Source organism: Georgenia muralis, assembly GCF_003814705.1.
Classification (GTDB): Bacteria; Actinomycetota; Actinomycetes; order Actinomycetales; family Actinomycetaceae; genus Georgenia; species Georgenia muralis.
In genome coordinates this window covers 2589188-2608133 of the sequence record NZ_RKRA01000001.1, presented here as the reverse complement: position 1 = coordinate 2608133, position 18946 = coordinate 2589188, and the positions used below count along the sequence as shown (strand labels likewise).

The window sequence follows — 18946 nt, the reverse complement described above, 5'->3', positions numbered from 1 at the left end:
TACGTGTCGTCCACCTGTGGTCGGCCGACGGCCTTCGATCGAGGCCCACGGAGGCCGGAGGGTTCCGGTTCCGGAGGCCACTACCGAGGACCGGACGCGCCGTCCCGTGGTGGGTGGTGGTGGGAGTTCAGTTGTGCCGTGCACGCACGAGCACCGTGCACGCGCGACCGGCCCGGACCCGTGGGGTCCGGGCCGGCCGGTGGTTCAGCGGCGCAGACCGAGCCGCGCGATGAGGCTGCGGTAGCGCTCGATGTCCTCCGCCTGCAGGTACCCGAGAAGGCGCTTGCGCTGGCCGATGAGGAGCATCAGACCACGACGGGAGTGGTGGTCGTGCTTGTGGGTCTTGAAGTGCTCGGTGAGGTCCTTGATGCGCTGCGTGAGCATCGCGACCTGGACCTCCGGCGAACCGGTGTCGCCCTCGTGGGTGGCGTACTCCTTGATGATGGACTGCTTGACGTCTGCAGCGAGGGGCATGGGTTCTCCTTCGGGTCGTTGCACGGAGCACCGGGGCATGTCCTCCCGGGCATGACGCATCCGTGGCCGGCTTGACGGCACGGGCCAGACTATCAGGCGCCCCGGATCCGGTGCGAACGAGGCACCGCTGCGCCGTCCGGCGCTGCCCGGACGGCCCGGGCGCGCCGGGGTCGCGGCTCAGGCGCGCGCCGGGGCCGCGGCTCAGGCGCGCGGCGGTGCGTAGACGTCGGGCCGGGCCGGCGCGGGCACCTCGAGGATGTCGGCGGTGCGGCGCACGTCGTCGGCCATCTGCTCCAGCAGGGCCGGGACGCCGTCGAAGGCCACCATCGGCCGCAGCCGCTCGACGAGCTCGACGACGACCTCCTCGCCGTACAGGTCGAGGTCCGTGCGCCCCAGGACGTAGGCCTCCACGGTGCGCTCCACGCCGTCGAACGTGGGGTTCGTGCCCACCGAGATCGCCGCGGGGAGGCGCTTGGACGCGCCCGGCTCGGGGGCGTGCTCGGGCCGGATCAGCCAGCCGGCGTAGACGCCGTCCGCGGGCACGACACCGAGGTCGTCCGCGTGCAGGTTCGCCGTGGGGTAGCCCAGCGCCCGTCCGCGCTTGGCGCCGTGGACGACGACGCCGCGCACGCGGTGGCTGCGACCGAGGACGTGCGCCGCACCGGCGACGTCCCCGGCGGCGAGGAGCTCGCGCACCCAGGTCGAGGACCAGCGGCGCCCGCTCTCGTCGCAGATGTCGGTGACGATCCGCACGGCGAAGCCGAGCTCGTGGCCCAGCGCGACCATCGTGTGCTGGTCGCCGGCGTTGCCCCAGCCGAAGCGCACGTCCTCCCCCACCACCACGACGCGGCTGTGCAGGGCGTCGACGAGGTACCCGCGGGCGAAGTCCTCGGGGCTGTTGCGGGCGAGGTCGAGGGTGTACTCCAGGACGAGGACGGCGTCGATCCCGGTCGCGGCCAGCCGCTCGACACGGTCGGTGAGGGACGAGATCAGCGGCAGCTCGTCGGCCGGGCGGTGCACGTGGACCGGGTGGGGGTCGAACGTCACGGCCACCGAGGTCAGCCCGGCGCCCTCCGCCTCCTCGGCGGTGGCGGCGAGGACGACCTGGTGGCCGCGGTGCACCCCGTCGAAGATGCCGAGGGTCGTGACCGTGCCGCCGAGGTCCGCGGGGATCTCGGCGACGCTCCTCCACACCTGCACCGCTGACCTCCTCCGCGTCGGCGCGGCCGACGCGCGCGTGGACGACCCTACCGGGCGCCCCGGCCGGTCAGTGCCGGCCGCAGGCGCAGCCGCCCCCGGCGTGCGCGCCGTGGCCGGCGAGCTCGGCGGGGCTGGTGCCCTCACCCGGGCGGGCGGCCTTGAGGCCGAGGTCGCGACGGACCTCCGTAGTGGTCTGGGCCTTCTCGGCGTGGCCGCCGCAGCCGCAGCCGCAGCCGCCGGTGGTGTTCTCGCTCATGGGGTCTCCTCACGTCTCGGGCCCGGTACCGGGCCGGTCATGTCCGTCACTCTAGACGGCGGTCCTGGCGTGGCGCCCGGCGAGGACACCTGCCGGTCGCTCACGCCGGGTCGAGCACGAGGACCGGACGCGCGGCGCCGTCGCGGTCGGCGAGCAGCGCCAGGACGTGCCCATCGGGTGCGAGGGCTGCGGTGGGGCCCGCCTCGCCCGTGGGGGTGAGCGAGCGACCCACCCGTACGGCCGCGGCCTCCTCCGCCCCGAGCGCGCGGGTGGGGAAGCAGGCGGTGGCCGCGGTGGTGAGGTCCGTCACGGGCAGGCCCGCCGGCTCGGCGGCCGCGGCCCCGGCACGGACCTGCTCCGCCAGCTCGTCGACGGCGCGGGCGTCCGCCTCGTGGAAGGGACCGACCCGGGTGCGGCGCAGTGCGGTCAGGTGCCCGCCGGTGCCCAGAGCGGCACCGAGGTCACGAGCGAGCGCCCGGACGTACGTGCCCGAGGAGCACCCCACCACGACGTCGACGTCGACCACCGGGGTGGACCCGGCGGTCCCCGGCCGGGGCGGCGCGGTGACCTCGAACCGGTGGACGGTGACGGGCCGCGCGGGCAGCTCGACGTCCTCGCCCTGGCGGACCCGGGCGTAGGAGCGCCTGCCGCCGACCTTGATGGCCGAGACCTGGCTGGGCACCTGCTGGATGGGCCCGCGCAGGCCGGCCAGGGCGGCCTCGAGGGCCGGCGTGTCGACGGTGCCGTCGGTTCGCAGCAGATCGGCGGCGCCCGGCGCCGCGGTGACCTCGCCCTCGGCGTCGTCGGTCACCGTGTCCTGCCCGAGACGCACCGTGGCGGTGTACTCCTTGTCCACGCCCACGAGGTAGGTCAGCAGCCGCGTCGCACGACCGACACCGAGCACGAGGACGCCGGTCGCCATGGGGTCCAGCGTCCCCGCGTGCCCGACCTTCTTCGTCGCGGCGAGGCGCCGGGTGCGCGCGACGACGTCGTGGCTGGTCCAGCCCGCGGGCTTGTCGACGATCACGAGCCCGTCGGCCGCGGTGGCCGCCCCGCGAGGGACGTCGGGCCGGGCGGGCGCGGTCACCGGGTGCTGGTCCCGTCGGCCCGCTCGTCGTCGGCCAGGTCGCCGGTCGCGGGCTCGTCGTCGGCCAGGTCGCCGGTCGCGGGCTCGTCCACCAGGTCGCCGTGCACGTCGTCGTCCAGGTCGTCGTCCTCGGGACGGCGGTAGGGGTCGGACTCACCGGCGTAGGCGGCCTGGGCGGCCAGCCGGGCCACCTCGGCGTCGTGCGCGGCGGCGGAGCGCAGCGCCTCCTCGAGGTGCGCGGCCGTCTCCGGCACCGCGTCGAGGATGAACTCGATGGTGGGCGTCAGCCGCAGGCCGGTCTGCTTGCCGACCTCCGAGCGGATGAGCCCCTTGGCCGACGCCAGGGCAGCCGCGGAGGAGGTGCGCTCCTCCTCGGTGCCCAGGACGGTGTAGAAGATCGTGGCGTTCTGCAGGTCCCCGGTCACGCGCACGTCGGTGACGGTGACGAAGCCGAGCCGCGGGTCCTTGATCCGGGTGTCGATCATCCGGGCGACGATCTGCTGGATGCGCTCGGCGAGCTTGCGGGCGCGGGGGGCGTCGGCCATGGGTGTCTCCTTCGTCGTGGTGGGACACGGGCGGCCCCGCGGGCACGATATCCGTGCGCCGCGGGGCCGTCGTGGTGGGGCGTCAGGCGCGCGGCTTCTCGCGCATCTCGAAGGTCTCGATGATGTCGCCCTCCTGGACGTCCTTGAAGCCGATGCCGATACCGCACTCGAAGCCCTCGCGGACCTCGGTGACGTCGTCCTTCTCGCGGCGCAGCGACTCGATGGTCAGCTTCTCCGTGATCACGACGCCGTCGCGGGTCAGGCGTGCGCTCGTGTTCCGTCGGATCGTGCCCGAGCGGACGATCGAACCGGCGATGTTGCCGAACTTGGAGGAGCGGAACACCTGGCGCACCTCGGCGGTACCGAGCTGCACCTCCTCGAACTCCGGCTTGAGCATGCCCTTGAGCGCCGCCTCGACGTCGTCGATCGCGTCGTAGATGACCGAGTAGAACTTCAGGTCCACGCCCTCGCGGTCGGCCAGCTCGGCGACCCGCTCGGCGGGGCGCACGTTGAAGCCGATGATGACGGCGGAGTCCACCGTCGCGAGGTTGACGTCGTTCTGCGTGATGGCGCCCACACCGCGGTGGATGATCCGCAGCGCGACCTCGTCGCCCACGTCGATCTTGAGCAGCGCGTCCTCCAGGGCCTCGACGGCACCGGAGACGTCACCCTTGATGATGAGGTTGAGGGTGTCGACCTTGCCCTCCTCGAGGGCCTTGGTGAAGTCCTCCAGGCTGACGCGCTTGCGGCGCTTGGCCAGCGTCGCGGCACGCTCGGCGGCCGCACGCTTGTCGGCGATCTGCCGGGCCGTCCGGTCGTCGGGCGCCACCAGGAAGGAGTCGCCGGCGCGGGGGACGGACTGCAGGCCGAGGACCTGCACGGGGCGAGCGGGGCCCGCCTCGGTCACGTGCTCGCCGTGCTCGTCGAACATCGCCCGGACGCGGCCGTGGGCCGTGCCGGCGACGATCGAGTCCCCGACGTGCAGGGTGCCGGAGTCGACCAGGACGGTCGCGACGGCGCCGCGACCCTTGTCCAGGTTGGCCTCGATCGCCACACCACGGGCGTCCTTGTTGGGGTTGGCCCGCAGGTCCAGCGCCGCGTCGGCGGTGAGCAGGACGGCCTCGAGGAGGTCGTCGATGCCCGTGCGCTTCAGCGCGGAGACGTCGACGAACATCGTGTCGCCGCCGTACTCCTCCGCCACCAGGTTGTACTCGGTGAGCTGCTGGCGGATCTTCGCCGGGTTGGCGCCCTCGCGGTCGACCTTGTTCACGGCCACGACGATCGGCACGCCGGCCGCCTGGGCGTGGTTGAGCGCCTCCACGGTCTGGGGCATGACGCCGTCGTCCGCGGCGACCACGAGGATCGCGATGTCGGTCGCCTCGGCACCACGGGCACGCATGGCGGTGAACGCCTCGTGACCGGGGGTGTCGAGGAACGTGATCCGGCGCTGCTGGTCCTCGTGCTCGGTGACGACCTGGTAGGCACCGATGTGCTGGGTGATGCCGCCGGCCTCGCCCGCGACGACGTCCGTGGAGCGGATGGCGTCGAGGAGCTTGGTCTTTCCGTGGTCGACGTGACCCATGACGGTGACCACGGGCGGGCGCGGGAGCAGGTCCTCGTCGGTCTCGCCGGCCTCCTCGGCCTCGAGGTCGATGTCGAACCCGCTGAGGAGCTCGCGCTCCTCCTCCTCCGGGGAGACGATCTCGACGATGTAGCCGAGCTCGGCGCCGAGCGCCGAGAAGGTGTCCTCGTCCAGGGACTGCGTGGCCGTGGCCATCTCACCGAGGTGGAACAGCACGGTGACGAGCGACGCCGGGTTGGCGTCGATGCGGTCGGCGAAGTCCGCCAGCGAGGCGCCGGCGCGGATGCGCACGACCGTGCTGCCATCGCCGCGGGGGACCTGCACGCCGCCGATCGACGGTGCCGACTGCTGCTCGAACTCCTGGCGCTTGGCCCGCTTGGACTTCCGTCCCCGGACCGGGCGACCGCCGGCGCGACCGAACGCACCCTGCGTGCCGCCACGTCCGCCGCGGCCACCGCCGCCGGGACGGCCGGCGAAACCACCGGGAGCGCCACCAGCACCGGGTCCGCCACCGCCACCGGGACGGCCGCCGAAGCCGCCGCCTCCGCCGCCGGGACGGCCGCGACCGCCGCCACCACCACCCGGACGGGCAGCCGGGGCGCCGGGACGGGCGACCGAGCTCTGCCCGGGCATCATGTTCGGGTTCGGGCGGGGGCCGCCCGGACGCGGGCCCGCGGGACGGGCGCCGGGCGCCTGCCCCGGGCGCGGCGCGCCGGGACGCGGCCCGCCGGAGCCGCCCGGACGGGGCATCCCCTGGGACGGCGCGAAGGGGTTGTTCCCCGGACGCGGGGCACCGGGGCGCGCGCCGCCGGAGCCGCCCGGACGGGGCATCCCCTGGGACGGCGCGAACGGGTTGTTCCCCGGACGCGAGGACGCGCCGGGTCGGGGGGCGCCGGGACGCTCGGCGGCCGGACGCTCCGCCGCGGGACGCTCGGCAGCCGGACGCTCCGGGGCGGGACGCTCGGGGGCCGGACGCTCGGGCGTGGGTCGCGCCGCCGGGCGAGGTGCTCCGGGACGCGCCGCCGGGGCGGGTGCCTCGGGAGCCGCCGCCTCGGCGGGCGCCGCAGCGGGGGCCGAGGCGGCCGGGGCGGAGGCGGCCGGGGCGGAGGCGGCCGGGGCGGAGGCGGCCGGGGCGCTCGCCTCGGCGGGCGCGGGGGCCTGCGCGGCAGGACGCTCCGGGACGCCGTCGGCCGCGGCGGGCGGCCGGGTGGTGGCCGGCTCGGGTGCGGCCTCCGGCGCGGACGGCCGGGCGGACGCGCCGGGCCGCGGCCCGGCGGGCTTCTTGGGACTCTCCGCCTCGGCGGGGAATGCTTCACGCAGCCGACGGATGACGGGAGCCTCGATCGTCGACGACGCCGACTTCACGAACTCTCCCTGCTCGCGAAGCTTCGCGAGGACCGTCTTGCTGTCGACGCCGAGCTCCTTGGCGAGCTCGTGCACGCGGACCTTTGCCACAACTCTCCTGTCTCGGCCCGCCCGGGACAGGGTGGACCGCTTTTAGTGCTGGCAGCTCATCGCTGGGTACTCATCGGGTGCCCATCGGCTTCCAACCCGCTTTCTTCGTCGATGACGTGGTGACCACCTCTGGCGCATCGGGCGCCGGCGGCGGTTGTCGCTGGTCGAACCACTCGCCCACCGCGGAGAGCTCCACCGGTCCTGCTGCTCGCAGGGCCCGGCCGATGCTCCGACGTCGGAGGGCGAGGTCCAGGCACTCCCGGCTCGGGTGGAGCCAGGCGCCTCGTCCCGGTGCCGTCCGGTCCTGGTCGACCACCACGCGCTGCGCGGCGGTGTCCAGGACGAGGCGGACCAGGTCGGACCTCGGGGCCCGTCCCCGGCATCCCGTGCAGGTCCGCACCGGCCCGGCGGGGGGCGTGGGTGTCTCGCTGCGATGTGTCATGTGGGATTCCGGGCGCGTGCCCAACGAGCATCCTACCCCGCCGAGCCCTCGGGCTGCTCGGCGGCTGTCGCGGGCGCTGCCTCCGCAGCGGGCTCGGCGCCCTCGGTGTCGGAGTGGATGTCGATGCGCCACCCGGTCAGGCGGGCGGCGAGCCGGGCGTTCTGGCCCTCCTTGCCGATCGCGAGCGAGAGCTGGAAGTCGGGCACCACGACCCGGGCGGCCCGGGCCTCAGCGTCGACGACCTCCACGCTGGAGACCCGGGAGGGCGAGAGCGCGTTGGCGACGAACGTCGCGGGGTCGTCGGAGTAGTCGATGATGTCGATCTTCTCGCCGGCGAGCTCGGCCATGACCGCGCGCACACGCTGCCCCATGGGGCCGATGCAGGCGCCCTTGGCGTTGAGGCCCGGCACGGTCGAGCGCACGGCCATCTTCGACCGGTGCCCCGCCTCGCGGGCGAGGGCGACGATCTCCACGCTGCCGTCGGCCACCTCGGGGACCTCGAGCGCGAAGAGCTTGCGCACGAGATTGGGGTGGGTGCGCGAGAGGGTGACCGAGGGGCCCTTCGACCCGCGCGAGACGTCCAGCACGTACGCGCGGATCCGGTCGCCGTGCGTGTACGTCTCGGTGGGCACCTGCTCATGGGCGGGCAGCACCGCCTCCATGTCGCCGATGTCGACGAGCACCGTGCGGGGGTCGCGGCCCTGCTGGACGACGCCGGAGAGGATCTCCCCGGCCTTGTCACGGTAGTTGCCCATGACCTGGTCGTCCTCCGCGTCGCGCAGCCGCTGGACGATGACCGAGCGCGCCGTCGCGGTGGCGATGCGGCCGAACCCGGAGGGGGTGTCGTCGAACTCTCCGACCTCGTTGCCCTCCTCGTCGGTCTCGGTCGCCATGACGGTGACCCGGCCGGTTCGCCGGTCCAGCTCGACCCGGGCCTTCTCCACCGCCCCGGGGGTGCGGTGGTAGGCCAGGAGGAGCGCCTCCTCGATGGCGCCGACCAGGACGTCCAGCCCGATGCCGCGCTCGCTCTCGATGAGGCGGAGCGCCGTCATGTCGATGTCCATCGGTCCTCCTCAGTCCTGCTCGGTGCGGTTGAGCTCGACCTCGACCCGCGCCGAGGCGAGGTCGGCGTAGGCGAGCTCCTGGCGACGGCCGTCGACGTCGAGCACGACGGCGTCGTCGCCGGCCTCCGCGACGCGCCCGGCGACCGTGCCGCCCGAGCGCGTGGTGACGGTCAGCAGCCGACCGACCGCGCGGCGGTAGTGACGCGGCGTCGTCAGCGGACGGTCGGTGCCGGGGGTGGTGACCTCGAGGGTGTAGGCGCCCTCGAGGAGGTCGACGTCGTCGAGCACGCGCGAGATCTCCCGCGACACCTCGGAGAGCTGGTCGGACCCCACGCCCCCGGGACCGTCGGGGAGGTCGACGACGACGCGCACGACCTTGCGGCGGCCCGCGGCGGCGACCGTCGCGTCCTCGAGGTACAGGCCCGCGGCGGCCACCACCGGCTCGAGCGCTCCGCGGAGCCGGTCGAGCAGTTCGGCGGGTCGGGCGGGGCTCATCGGGGTGTCTCCTTGCGTCACGGGGCGGCGCCCGGGGGCGCCGCGGTCAGTCCTCAAGCCTACCCACCCGTGGCGTGGCCGGGCACGGGCGGGCCGGCATGGCAGGATCGGCCCGATGCCCCTGCCACCGCCCCGCACCACGGTCACCGGCGCCCCGGTGCGCCGTCGTCCGCGCCCCCGGGTCGTGACCGGGACGCTCGCTCTCGTGGCTGCGGCGGCCCTGCTCGGCGGTTGCGGTGTCCGGCTCGAGTCGCCGCCACCGACCCCGCCCGTCCCGGACGCCGTCGAGGAGGTCCGTCAGGACGGCGCGGTGGACGCCGCCACCATCGCGCGGACCGTGGCGGAGGTCACGGGTGCCGAGGGTGAGGTCGCCGATGTCCTCGAGCGGGTCGCCGTGCAGGCCCGCACCCACGCCGACGCGCTGGGCGGGGTGTGGCAGGCCTGGCCCGACGGCGCGCCCGAGGGCGTCACCACGGCCCCGGTGCGCACGGACCCGCCGGTGGCCGACCCCGCTCCCCAGGACGTCCTCGATCTGCTCACCGCTGGTGCGGCCGACGCGCGCGCGGCGTCGCTGGCCTCCCCCGACGACGCCGTCGCCGCGGTGCTCGCGTCGGTCTCGATCTCCCGCAGCCACGCCGCGGCGGACCTCGCCGGCGCGCTGGGCGAGGACCTCGCCCCGGCCGCGGGGGCCGAGCTCTCCCCCGACGCGCTGCTGGCTCGAGGCACCGACGGTCCGACCCTGCTCGTCCTGGACCAGGCGCGGCACGCCTTCGAGACCGTGGCGGCCCGGTCGACCGGGACCTCCCGGGAGGCGGCGGCGCGGCGCGCCGCCCACCTCCAGCTCCTCGTGGACACCGCCCTGGCCGACGGCGCGCCGGACCGCCGGCCCGGCGTGTACGACCTGCCGGACGCGACCGACGACCTCAGCGCCGAGCAGTCCGCCGCGGTCGACGCCGAGTCCCGGCTCCTGACGCACTGGGTGTTCAGCATCACCCTCACCGGGCCGGAGGAGCGTGAGTCGCTCCTGGCGGCCGCGGAGTTCGCTGCGGGACAGGTCCGCGCCTGGGGCGGGACGCTGGAGGACCTTCCCGGGCTGGGCTGAGCCCGCGCTGCGCCGTGCCGGCTCGCCGCGCCGCGCCGAGATCGCCACCTGTCGTTCGCCGCGCTCGCCCACCCCCGGCCTCGAACGCGGTCGCGGGACCCGTCACGGGGACCACCTGCGCCTGAGGCAGCGGCGTGCGCTGGACTCGTCGTCGAGCTGAGGGTTGTTGCTGTTCCCGAAGCCGCCTCGACAGCAACAACGTCCAGCTCGACGCGCGGGGCATCGGAGCGCGCACGCACACGGCGTCGTCATGTCGTGTCTCGTCCCCAGGTGGTCGGAATCCACAGATCAACCCGGGCTCGTCCGACCGCTCGGCCGCGGTGCGCGACGATGCCTCGGTGCCCGCTGCCTCAGCTGGACTGCCATCGGGGCCGTTCACACGGTCGACGGCCCTGCGACACGTCACCGCGGGGCAGCTGCGCGGCACCGCCTATGTGCGCCTCATGCGTGGTGTCTACTACCAGGCTGGACCCGTCACTCACGGCGACATGATCGCTGCAGCCCGCCTGGTCCTTCCCGCTGATGCGGTCCTGGCCGGCCGGAGCGCGGCATGGGCGCTCGGTGCGCGTCTGGCGACCGGGTCCGACAGGGTGGTGCTCCTGGTCCCACGCCCCACGACCGCACGCAGGCCGCAGCTCGTCCTCCGCACCGACGCGCTCGACACGGACGAGACGACCGTGACCGCGCTCGGTCTCACGACGACAGCGGCTCGGACGGCCTTCGACCTGGCGCGTTGGCACGCCCCTCTCGTGGCGGTGCCGTTGCTGGACGCGCTCGTGCGGTCGACAGGGTTGGTGCGCCGCGAGGTGGAGCGAGTAGCTGCCCGGCACCCGGGAACCCGGGGCTGCCGCCGTGTCGCGGAAACCTTGGACCTCGTTGACGCCGGCGCCGAGTCCCCGCGCGAGTCTGTGCTGCGTGTGACCCTCGCTCTCGCCGGCCTGCCCCGGCCCGTCACACAGCTCAACGTCTACAACGACGAGGGGATGTTCGTCGCGCGGCCGGACCTCGCCTGGCCGGAGGCGCGGCTCGCAGTGGAGTACGACGGCGCCCACCACGACGATCCCGCGTGGATCGCCCGCGACCGCGCTCGCCTCAACGCGCTGCGGATGGCGGGGTGGACGGTGCTCGTGGTCGACCGTGCGCAGATGCGCCGCCCGGCACAGGTCGTGGAGATGATCCGAAGGGCTCTGCACCAAGCATCGACAAGCAAGTGATCAGGCCCCACGGGGGCCATCCACCCGCCGGTGGGCGAGCGCTTCTCGTCGAGTTGGATGTTGTTGCCGTCCCGAGGCCCGGCAGACAGCAACAACACCCAACTCGGCGGGGACCGCGCCCGGATCGGCGCCGGGCGAGGGGCAGCCCCGAGCGGCCTCAGCCCGCGGACGGCCTCAGCCCGCGGACGGCCTCAGCCCCGTGCGGCCTCAGCCCCGAGCGCGCCTCGGCCGCGAGCGGCCTCAACCCGCGGACGGTCTCAGCCCCTAACGCGCCTCAACTCCGAGCGCGCCTCAGCCCTCCAGCGCCGCGTCGACCAGCTCGCGCACGCGCGCCACCACGAGCTCGGGGGCCAGCTCCTCACGGTCGCCGCTCGCCCGGCGCCGCACCTCCACCACGCCCTCGGCCAGGCCCCGCCCGACGACGACGCTCAGCGGCACCCCGAGCAGCTCGGCGTCGGCGAACTTCACCCCGGCGGAGACCTTCGGTCGGTCGTCGTAGAGGACCTCGACACCGGCGGCCTCGAGCTCACGGGCGATCCGCTCGGCGGTGGCGAAGATCTCCTCGCCCTTGCCGGTGGCCAGGACGTGGACGTGGGCGGGTGCGACCTGCATCGGCCACACCAGTCCCTTGTCGTCGTTGTTGGCCTCGGCGAGGGCGGCCAGGGCGCGGGTGATACCGATGCCGTAGGAGCCCATCGTCACGACCACGGCCTTGCCGTTGGCGTCGAGGATCTTGAGGTCAAGGGCCTCGGCGTACTTGCGGCCGAGGGCGAAGATGTGGCCGATCTCGATCCCACGGGCGAGCTCGAGCGGCCCGGACCCGTCCGGGGAGGGGTCCCCGGCGCGGACCTCGGCGGCCTCGACCGTGCCGTCGGCGGTGAAGTCGCGGCCGGCCACGAGGCCGAAGACGTGCATCCCGTCGGCGTCGGCGCCGGTGACCCAGGAGGTCCCTGGGACCACCCGCGGGTCGAGGAGGTAGCGCATCGCCCCGGCGGTGACCCGGCCGGCGTCGTCGTGGGTGCGCGCGGCGCCGTTGGGGCCGAGCACGGCGGGGCCGATGTAGCCCTTGACCAGCTCGGGCCGGCCGCGCAGGTCCTCGTCCGTCGCCTGCTCCACCTGGGCGGGCTCGACCGCTGCCTGGAGCCGCTTGAGGTCGACCTCCCGGTCGCCGGGCAGGCCGATCGCGACCAGCTCGCGCGCGCCGTCGGGGTGGACGAGCGCGACCACGACGTTCTTGAGGGTGTCCGCCGGACCCCACGGGCGGTCGGCACGCGGGTGCAGCTCGTTGGCGCGCGCGACGAGGGTGTCGATCGTCGTCGAGTCGGGCGTCGGGAGGACCTCCGCCGCGGGCAGCCCGGTGGCGTCCACCGGCTCGGGCACCGGGGTGGTGACCGCCTCGACGTTCGCCGCGTAGCCGCCCGGGGAGCGGACGAACGTGTCCTCGCCGATGGGCGTGGGGTGGAGGAACTCCTCGCTGCGGGAGCCGCCCATCGCCCCGCTCATGGCGCGCACGATCACGTGCTCGAGGCCCAGCCGGTCGAAGATGCGCTGGTAGGCGCCGCGCTGGAGCTCGTAGGAGCGCTCCAGCCCCGCGTCGTCGGCGTCGAAGGAGTACGCGTCCTTCATGATGAACTCGCGGCCGCGGATCAGGCCGGCCCGCGGCCGGGCCTCGTCGCGGTACTTCGTCTGGATCTGGTACAGCGTGAGCGGCAGGTCCTTGTACGAGGAGTACAGGTCCTTGACCAGCAGCGTGAACATCTCCTCGTGGGTCGGGGCGAGGAGGTAGTCCGCGCCCTTGCGGTCCTGGAGGCGGAAGATGTTCGGGCCGTACTCGACCCAGCGGCCGGTGGCCTCGTAGGGCTCCTTGGGCAGCAGCGCCGGGAAGTGCACCTCCTGACCGCCGACGGCGTCCATCTCCTCGCGGACGATCTGCTCGACCTTCGCCAGGACCCGCAGGCCGAGGGGCAGCCAGGAGTAGATCCCCGGGGCGGCCCGTCGGATGTACCCGGCGCGCACGAGGAGGCGGTGGCTCGCGACCTCGGCGTCGGCCGGGTCCTCGCGCAGGGTCCGCAGGAACAGGGACGACATCTTCATCAGCACGCGGGCCAGCCTACCGACGCCCGCACGCCGTCCCGGACGACGGCGACGGCGCACCGGCTCGTGCGCGCGGTGCGCCTGCGGCACGATGGGCTCATGCCGGAGATGCCGGAGGTCGAGGGGCTGGTCACCTTCCTGGATACGCGCACGTCCGGCCACGTCGTCGCCGCCGTGGAGGTGGGCGCGATCTCGGCCCTGAAGACGTTCGCCCCCGACCCCGCCCAGCTCGCCGGGTCGACCGTGCGCGGCGCCACGCGCCACGGCAAGTGGATCGACCTCGCCGTCACCGACGACGACACCGAGCTCCATCTCCTCGTCCACCTCGCCCGGGCGGGCTGGCTGCGGTGGTACGAGGAGGTGCCCCCCGCGCGCCTGCGTCCCGGCCGCTCCCCCATCGCCCTGCGCCTGCGCCTGGACGACGGCTCGGGCTTCGACCTCACCGAGGCCGGCACGCGCAAGCGACTCGCGGTGCACGTGGTGGCCGCGCCGGAGGAGGTGCACGCCGTCGCGACCCTGGGGCCCGAGCCGCTCGGCCTCGACGCCGCCGGGCTGGGGGCGGTGCTGAGGTCACGCAACCAGCAGGTCAAGGGGGCGCTACGGGACCAGTCGCTGATCGCGGGTATCGGCAACGCCTACTCCGACGAGATCCTCCACGCCGCCCGGACGAGCCCGTTCGCCCTGACCGGCTCGCTCGACGACGAGGCGGTCGCCCGCATCCACGCCGCCATGGAGGAGGTGCTCGGCGGCGCGGTCGCCGCCGCGGCGGGCCGGCCGGCGGTCGAGCTCAAGGACGCGAAGCGGTCGGGCATGCGGGTCCACGGCCGGACGGGGCAGCCGTGCCCGGTGTGCGGGGACACCGTCCGCGAGGTCTCCTTCGCCGACTCGGCGCTGCAGTACTGCCCCACGTGTCAGACCGGTGGGAAGGTCCTGGCCGACCGCCGGATGTCGAAGCTCCTTCGCTAGAAGAGCACCGTGGCGTAGGTCCCCACCTGGCGGAAACCGACCCGGCGGTAGGCGCCCAGCGCCGGGGCGTTGTAGTCGTTGACGTAGAGGGAGACGGTGGGGGCGAGACGGGCGCGCACGTCCGCGACGACCGCCGCCATCCCGGCGCTCGCCATCCCCCGGCCACGCAGCTGCGGGTGGACCCAGACGCCCTGGACCTGCGCGACCCCGATCGCGAGGGCCCCGACGTCGGCCTTGAAGACCACCTGCGGACCGTCCCCGAGGTCCTCCAGCCGGAGGTAGGTGCGCCCGGTCGCGACGAGCTCGGCCACCCGGGCACCGTAGGACCCGCCCATCACGGTGGGGTCGTAGCCGACCTCCTCGGTGAACATCGCGACGCTGGCCGGCAGCACCAGGGTGGTCTCGTCCCGTCGGGCGGGGCGCACCGCCGGGTCGGGGGCGACCGCGGGCTCGTGGTCGATGACGAGGGAGGGCTGGTCGGCCCGCACCTCCCGGGGCAGCGACCAGCTCGTCGACAGCTCGTCCCACAGCGGCAGGACCATGTCGGCCGGGCCGACGATCGACGAGCAGCGCCGGCTGCGCCGGTGCAGGTTCTCGGCGAGCTCGACGAGGAGGTCGCCGTACAGGGCGACGGGCACGAGGTTCGCGCCCGCCCAGCACAGCGCGGCGGGCTGGGGGTCGTCGTCACCGAAGACGCCGAGCAGCTGGGTGCCCGACGGTGGAGGCTGACCGAGCCGCTCGACCTGGACGGCCGCGAGCACGGAGCCCACGGGGTCGCGCAGGCACAGCTCCAGGGCCGCGTCGCGGTCGGCCGGCCCCACCGGGCGGACGGACTGCGCCGACCGGCGCCACAGCGCCACGGCGGCTAGCCGACCGTGACGACCGGCGAGGCGGCTCCGCCGGACGGGAAACCCATCTCCTCCGCGATCCGGTTCGCCTCCGCGATGAGGGTCTCGACGATCTGGTCCTCCGGGACCGTGCGCACGACCTCGCCCTTGACGAAGATCTGGCCCTTGCCGTTGCCGGACGCGACACCGAGGTCTGCCTCGCGCGCCTCGCCGGGGCCGTTGACGACGCAGCCCATGACGGCCACCCGCAGGGGCACGGTCATGCCCTCGAGGCCGGCGGTGACCTCGTCGGCCAGGGTGTAGACGTCCACCTGGGCCCGTCCGCAGGAGGGGCAGGAGACGATCTCGAGCTTGCGCGGGCGCAGGTTGAGCGACTCGAGGATCTGGTTGCCGACCTTGACCTCCTCCACCGGCGGGGCCGAGAGGGAGACCCGGATGGTGTCGCCGATGCCCTGGGAGAGCAGAGCACCGAAGGCGGTCGCGGACTTGATCGTGCCCTGGAAGGCGGGGCCGGCCTCGGTCACGCCCAGGTGCAGCGGCCAGTCGCCGCGCTCGGAGAGCAGCTGGTAGGCGCGCACCATGACGACCGGGTCGTTGTGCTTGACGGAGATCTTGAAGTCGTGGAAGTCGTGCTCCTCGAACAGCGACGCCTCCCAGACGGCGGACTCGACCAGCGCCTCGGGCGTGGCCTTGCCGTACTTCTGCAGCAGGCGGGGGTCGAGGGAGCCGGCGTTGACGCCGATCCGCAGCGATACGCCGGCGTCCTTGGCCGCCTGCGCGATCTCCTTGACCTGGTCGTCGAACTTGCGGATGTTGCCCGGGTTGACGCGCACCGCGCCGCACCCGGCCTCGATGGCGGCGAAGACGTACTTGGGCTGGAAGTGGATGTCGGCGATGACCGGGATCTTGGACTTCTTGGCGATGATCGGCAGCGCCTCGGCGTCCTTGTCCGTCGGGCACGCCACCCGGACGATGTCGCAGCCCGAGGCCGTCAGCTCGGCGATCTGCTGCAGCGTGGCGTTGATGTCGTGGGTCTTCGTGGTCGTCATCGACTGGACCGACACCGGGGCGTCGCCACCGACCTCGACGGAGCCCACCCGGATCTTGCGGGTCTTGCGCCGGGGAGCCAGGACGGGCGGCTGCTCCTTGACCGTGGGGATGCCGAGGCTGATGGGTACGCTCACCGGTCCAGTATCGCACCCGACACGCAGGGCAACGAGTCCGGCCGTGCGTCCGCCGGGCCACCCCGGCCACCTTGTCCGGCCGGGCCACCCGGGCCACCTTGTCCGGCCGGGCCACCCGGGCCACCTTGTCCGGCCGGGCCACCCGGGCCACCTTGTCCGGCCGGGCCACCCGGGCCACCTTGTCCGGCCGGGCCACCCGGGCCGCGGCGGAGCACGCGGCCCGGTGGCCGGCAGCGACACGGCTCAGCCGGTGAGGCTGACCGGCCGGACGATGTCGGCGTAGGCGAGCAGGACGCTCATCCCGAGCATGGCCGCGACGACGACGTACGTCAGCGGCAGCAGCCGCGCGGTGTCGACGGGGCCGGGGTCGGGCTGCTCGCGCCAGCGGGCGACCTTGCGCCGTGCCCCCTCCCACAGGGCCCCGGCGACGTGGCCGCCGTCGAGCGGGAGCAGGGGCAGCAGGTTGAAGACGAACAGGGCCATGTTCAGCGAGACCAGCAGCGACAGCATGTCGGCGCTGCGCTCGGTCACGCCGTAGCCCGCGCCGTCGATGGACGCGATCTCCCCCGCGAAGCGGCCCACCCCGACCAGGCCCACCACCGACGGGTCCCGCTCGGCGGTGCCGAACGCGGCCTCCGCGACCGACACGAGCCGCTGCGGGAGCGTGAGCACCACCTCGACGGTGCCCGTGAACGTCTGCCACACGAGCCCCGGGACGACCGCCGGGCTCTGCCGGACCAGCGCGAAGTCCGGGCCGATGCCCACGTAGGGACGCATCTCGGTGACGGGCGCGCCGTCCTCGGTCAACGGCGCCCCGTCGTCGCCGAGGACCGGTCGCTCGGTGAGCTCGGGGACCACGGTGAGGGTGAGCGGGGCACCGTCGCGCAGGACCTCGACCTGGACGGGCCCGGTGTCACCGCCGGCGATCGCTCCCGACACGTCCTCCCAGGTGCGCGCCTCGACGCCGTCCCACGTGAGGACCTCGTCGCCGGGCAGCAGGCCGGCGGCGGCGCCGGGCGCCGCGGGGTCGGCGGGGGTGCAGCCCTCCTGGGCCGGGTCCTCGACCAGGCACTGCTGGACCGTGCCGAGCGTCGTCGTGTACTGGCCGAGACCGAGGGTGACGACCGTGACACCCAGCAGGACCGCGGAGATGACCAGGTTCATCGTGGGCCCGCCGAGCATGACCACGAGCTTGCGCGGGACCGTGAGGTTGTAGAAGGCGCGAGGCTCCTCCCCCGGCCCGATCTCCTCCAGGGCGGCGGCGCGCGCCTCCTGGACGAGCGTGGGACGGCCGTCCCGGCGCGGCCGCTCGGCACGCCGGGTGGGCGGGTACATCCCGACCATGCGGACGTACCCGCCGAGCGGGAGTGCCTTGACGCCGTACTCGGTGTCACCGACCGTGCGCGACCACAGGGTCTTGCCGAAGCCGACCATGTACTGCGGGACCTTGACGCCGAACCTCTTGGCGGGCACGAGGTGGCCCACCTCGTGCAGGGCGATGGAGGCGAGCAGCCCCACGAAGAGGATGAGGACCCCGACGACGAACTCCACGGTGGGGCTCCTTCCTGTGGGACGTGGCCATTGTCCACCTCAACGACGGCGCGGGCGAGGTGGTTCCGGGACCGGTGCGCGACCCGGCCGGGCGGGCTCCGGATGTGGCGGACGGTGCGCGGGCGAGGTGGTCCGTGCCTCAGCCGCGGGCGGCGATGAGCTCCTCGGCGCGGGCCCTGGCCCGCTCCTCGGCGCCGAGGACGTCGGCGAGGGAGAGGTCGGTCGAGGCGGCCGGGCCCTCGTGCTCCTCGAGCACCTCGGCGACGACCTCGACGATGCCGAGGTAGTCGAGGCGACGGTCGAGGAAGGCCGCGACGCACTGCTCGTTCGCGGCGTTCAGCACGGCGGGGTGGGTCGCGGAGGCGGCCGCCGCCGCCCGGGCCAGCGCCACGGCCGGGAAGGTGCTCTCGTCCAGCGGCTCGAACGTCCAGGCCGTGGGCTCGTCCCACCGGCACGGCGCGGTGACCCCGGCAGGCCGGTCCGGCCACGTCAGGCCCAGCGCGATGGGCAGGCGCATGTCCGGCGGTGAGGCCTGGGCGAGGGTGGACCCGTCGTGGAACTCCACCATCGAGTGGACCACCGACTGCGGGTGGACGACGACGACGACGTCCTCGGCCGGGACGTCGAAGAGCAGGTGCGCCTCGATGAGCTCGAGGCCCTTGTTGACCATGGTCGAGGAGTTCACGGTCACGACCGGACCCATGGCCCAGGTGGGGTGCGCGAGGGCCTGGGCGGGCGTCACGGCGGCGAGCTCGTCGCGGGTGCGCCCGCGGAAGGGGCCGCCCGAGGCGGTCAGGACGAGCCGCCGGACCTCGGAGCGCCCGGTGACGACGGGGCTGGTCATCCCCTTCTCGTGGCGGCCCGAGCGCAGCGCCTGGGCGATCGCCGAGTGCTCGGAGTCCACGGGCACGACCTGACCTGGCCGGGTCTGGACCGCGCGCACGAGGGACCCGCCGACGACGAGGGACTCCTTGTTGGCCAGCGCGAGGGTCGCCCCCGACCGCAGGGCGGCCAGGGTGGGCGCGAGGCCCACCGAGCCGGTGATGCCGTTGAGGACGACGGCGCCCGGCGAGCCGGCGACCGTGGTGGCGGCGTCGGGCCCGGTGAGGATCTCGGGCTCGGCGAGGTCGTCCCGGCCGGTGCGGGCCCGCTCGTCCGCGAGCAGCTCGCGCAGCCGGGTGACGGCGCCGTGACCGCCGTGGGCGAGCGCCACGACCGGGACGTCGTGCAGCACCGCCTGCTCGGCGAGCAGCTCGAGGTGGCCGCCGCCGGCGCTGAGGGCGGTCACGCGGAACGTCCCCGGGGCTGACGCGGCGACGACCTCGAGGGCCTGGGTGCCGATGGAGCCGGTGGAGCCGAGCAGGACGACGTCGGTGGGGGTCAAGCC

17 protein-coding genes are annotated in these 18946 nt (G+C 74.4%); 3 read left to right on the top strand and 14 right to left on the bottom strand.

Annotated elements, in window-relative coordinates:
- Positions 1-204: 204 nt before the first annotated feature.
- The 9 genes from rpsO to rimP form a co-directional block, all read right to left on the bottom strand.
- On the bottom strand, positions 205-474 hold the full coding sequence (rpsO, locus tag EDD32_RS11765; protein ID WP_123917705.1) for a 30S ribosomal protein S15: 270 nt from the start codon (positions 472-474) through the stop codon (positions 205-207).
- Between the two features lie 201 nt (positions 475-675).
- Positions 676-1674: a bifunctional riboflavin kinase/FAD synthetase gene (locus tag EDD32_RS11760; protein ID WP_123917703.1), complete on the bottom strand. Its 999-nt coding sequence runs from the start codon at positions 1672-1674 to the stop codon at positions 676-678.
- A gap of 67 nt (positions 1675-1741) precedes the next feature.
- Complete coding sequence (locus EDD32_RS11755) at positions 1742-1930, bottom strand: hypothetical protein (RefSeq protein WP_123917701.1); 189 nt, start codon at positions 1928-1930, stop codon at positions 1742-1744.
- 100 nt (positions 1931-2030) lie between these two features.
- Positions 2031-3017 carry a tRNA pseudouridine(55) synthase TruB gene (truB, locus tag EDD32_RS11750; protein ID WP_123917699.1) on the bottom strand — a complete coding sequence of 329 codons (987 nt, stop codon included), beginning with the start codon at positions 3015-3017 and terminating at the stop codon, positions 2031-2033.
- Complete coding sequence (gene rbfA, locus EDD32_RS11745; RefSeq protein WP_123917697.1) at positions 3014-3562, bottom strand: 30S ribosome-binding factor RbfA; 549 nt, start codon at positions 3560-3562, stop codon at positions 3014-3016. The genes truB and rbfA overlap by 4 nt, the downstream gene beginning before the upstream one ends.
- Before the next feature lie 82 nt (positions 3563-3644).
- The gene (gene infB, locus EDD32_RS11740) at positions 3645-6599 is read right to left on the bottom strand and encodes a translation initiation factor IF-2 (protein ID WP_123917695.1); all 2955 of its coding nucleotides are present in this window, start codon (positions 6597-6599) and stop codon (positions 3645-3647) included.
- Between the two features lie 70 nt (positions 6600-6669).
- The gene (locus tag EDD32_RS11735; protein WP_123917693.1) at positions 6670-7041 is read right to left on the bottom strand and encodes a YlxR family protein; all 372 of its coding nucleotides are present in this window, start codon (positions 7039-7041) and stop codon (positions 6670-6672) included.
- A 32-nt stretch (positions 7042-7073) separates the two neighbouring features.
- The gene (gene nusA / locus EDD32_RS11730) at positions 7074-8105 is read right to left on the bottom strand and encodes a transcription termination factor NusA (protein WP_123917691.1); all 1032 of its coding nucleotides are present in this window, start codon (positions 8103-8105) and stop codon (positions 7074-7076) included.
- A gap of 9 nt (positions 8106-8114) precedes the next feature.
- A complete protein-coding gene (rimP, locus tag EDD32_RS11725; protein WP_123917689.1) occupies positions 8115-8600 on the bottom strand; it encodes a ribosome maturation factor RimP in 486 nt (161 codons plus the stop codon).
- Positions 8601-8715: 115 nt separating this feature from the next.
- Between rimP and EDD32_RS11720 the strand changes: the two genes are divergently transcribed.
- Together EDD32_RS11720 and EDD32_RS11715 are read left to right on the top strand one after the other, a co-directional pair.
- Entirely contained in the window at positions 8716-9702 is a 987-nt protein-coding gene (locus EDD32_RS11720; RefSeq protein WP_123917687.1) for a DUF4439 domain-containing protein, read from the top strand.
- A 488-nt stretch (positions 9703-10190) separates the two neighbouring features.
- Positions 10191-10916: an endonuclease domain-containing protein gene (locus EDD32_RS11715; protein WP_123917685.1), complete on the top strand. Its 726-nt coding sequence runs from the start codon at positions 10191-10193 to the stop codon at positions 10914-10916.
- A gap of 291 nt (positions 10917-11207) precedes the next feature.
- Here the strand turns inward: EDD32_RS11715 and EDD32_RS11710 are convergent, their stop codons facing one another.
- Entirely contained in the window at positions 11208-13010 is a 1803-nt protein-coding gene (locus EDD32_RS11710) for a proline--tRNA ligase (protein ID WP_447926014.1), read from the bottom strand.
- Positions 13011-13109: 99 nt separating this feature from the next.
- Between EDD32_RS11710 and EDD32_RS11705 the strand changes: the two genes are divergently transcribed.
- Positions 13110-13976 (top strand): DNA-formamidopyrimidine glycosylase family protein, encoded by an 867-nt coding sequence (locus EDD32_RS11705; RefSeq protein WP_123917681.1) that lies wholly within the window; start codon positions 13110-13112, stop codon positions 13974-13976.
- On the opposite strand, the gene EDD32_RS11700 is transcribed toward EDD32_RS11705, so the two are convergent.
- The 4 genes from EDD32_RS11700 to dxr all read right to left on the bottom strand — a co-directional run bounded on the left by EDD32_RS11700 (position 13973) and on the right by dxr (position 18943).
- Positions 13973-14836 (bottom strand): GNAT family N-acetyltransferase, encoded by an 864-nt coding sequence (locus tag EDD32_RS11700; RefSeq protein WP_123917679.1) that lies wholly within the window; start codon positions 14834-14836, stop codon positions 13973-13975. The two genes, EDD32_RS11705 and EDD32_RS11700, sit on opposite strands and share 4 nt — an antisense overlap.
- 5 nt (positions 14837-14841) lie before the next feature.
- Positions 14842-16008, bottom strand: a complete 1167-nt coding sequence (ispG, locus tag EDD32_RS11695) for a flavodoxin-dependent (E)-4-hydroxy-3-methylbut-2-enyl-diphosphate synthase (protein ID WP_123917677.1) — start codon at positions 16006-16008, stop codon at positions 14842-14844.
- A gap of 243 nt (positions 16009-16251) precedes the next feature.
- Positions 16252-17559 (bottom strand): M50 family metallopeptidase, encoded by a 1308-nt coding sequence (locus EDD32_RS11685; protein WP_123917673.1) that lies wholly within the window; start codon positions 17557-17559, stop codon positions 16252-16254.
- 139 nt (positions 17560-17698) lie between these two features.
- Positions 17699-18943, bottom strand: a complete 1245-nt coding sequence (gene dxr / locus EDD32_RS11680) for a 1-deoxy-D-xylulose-5-phosphate reductoisomerase (RefSeq protein WP_123917671.1) — start codon at positions 18941-18943, stop codon at positions 17699-17701.
- Positions 18944-18946 lie beyond the last annotated feature (3 nt).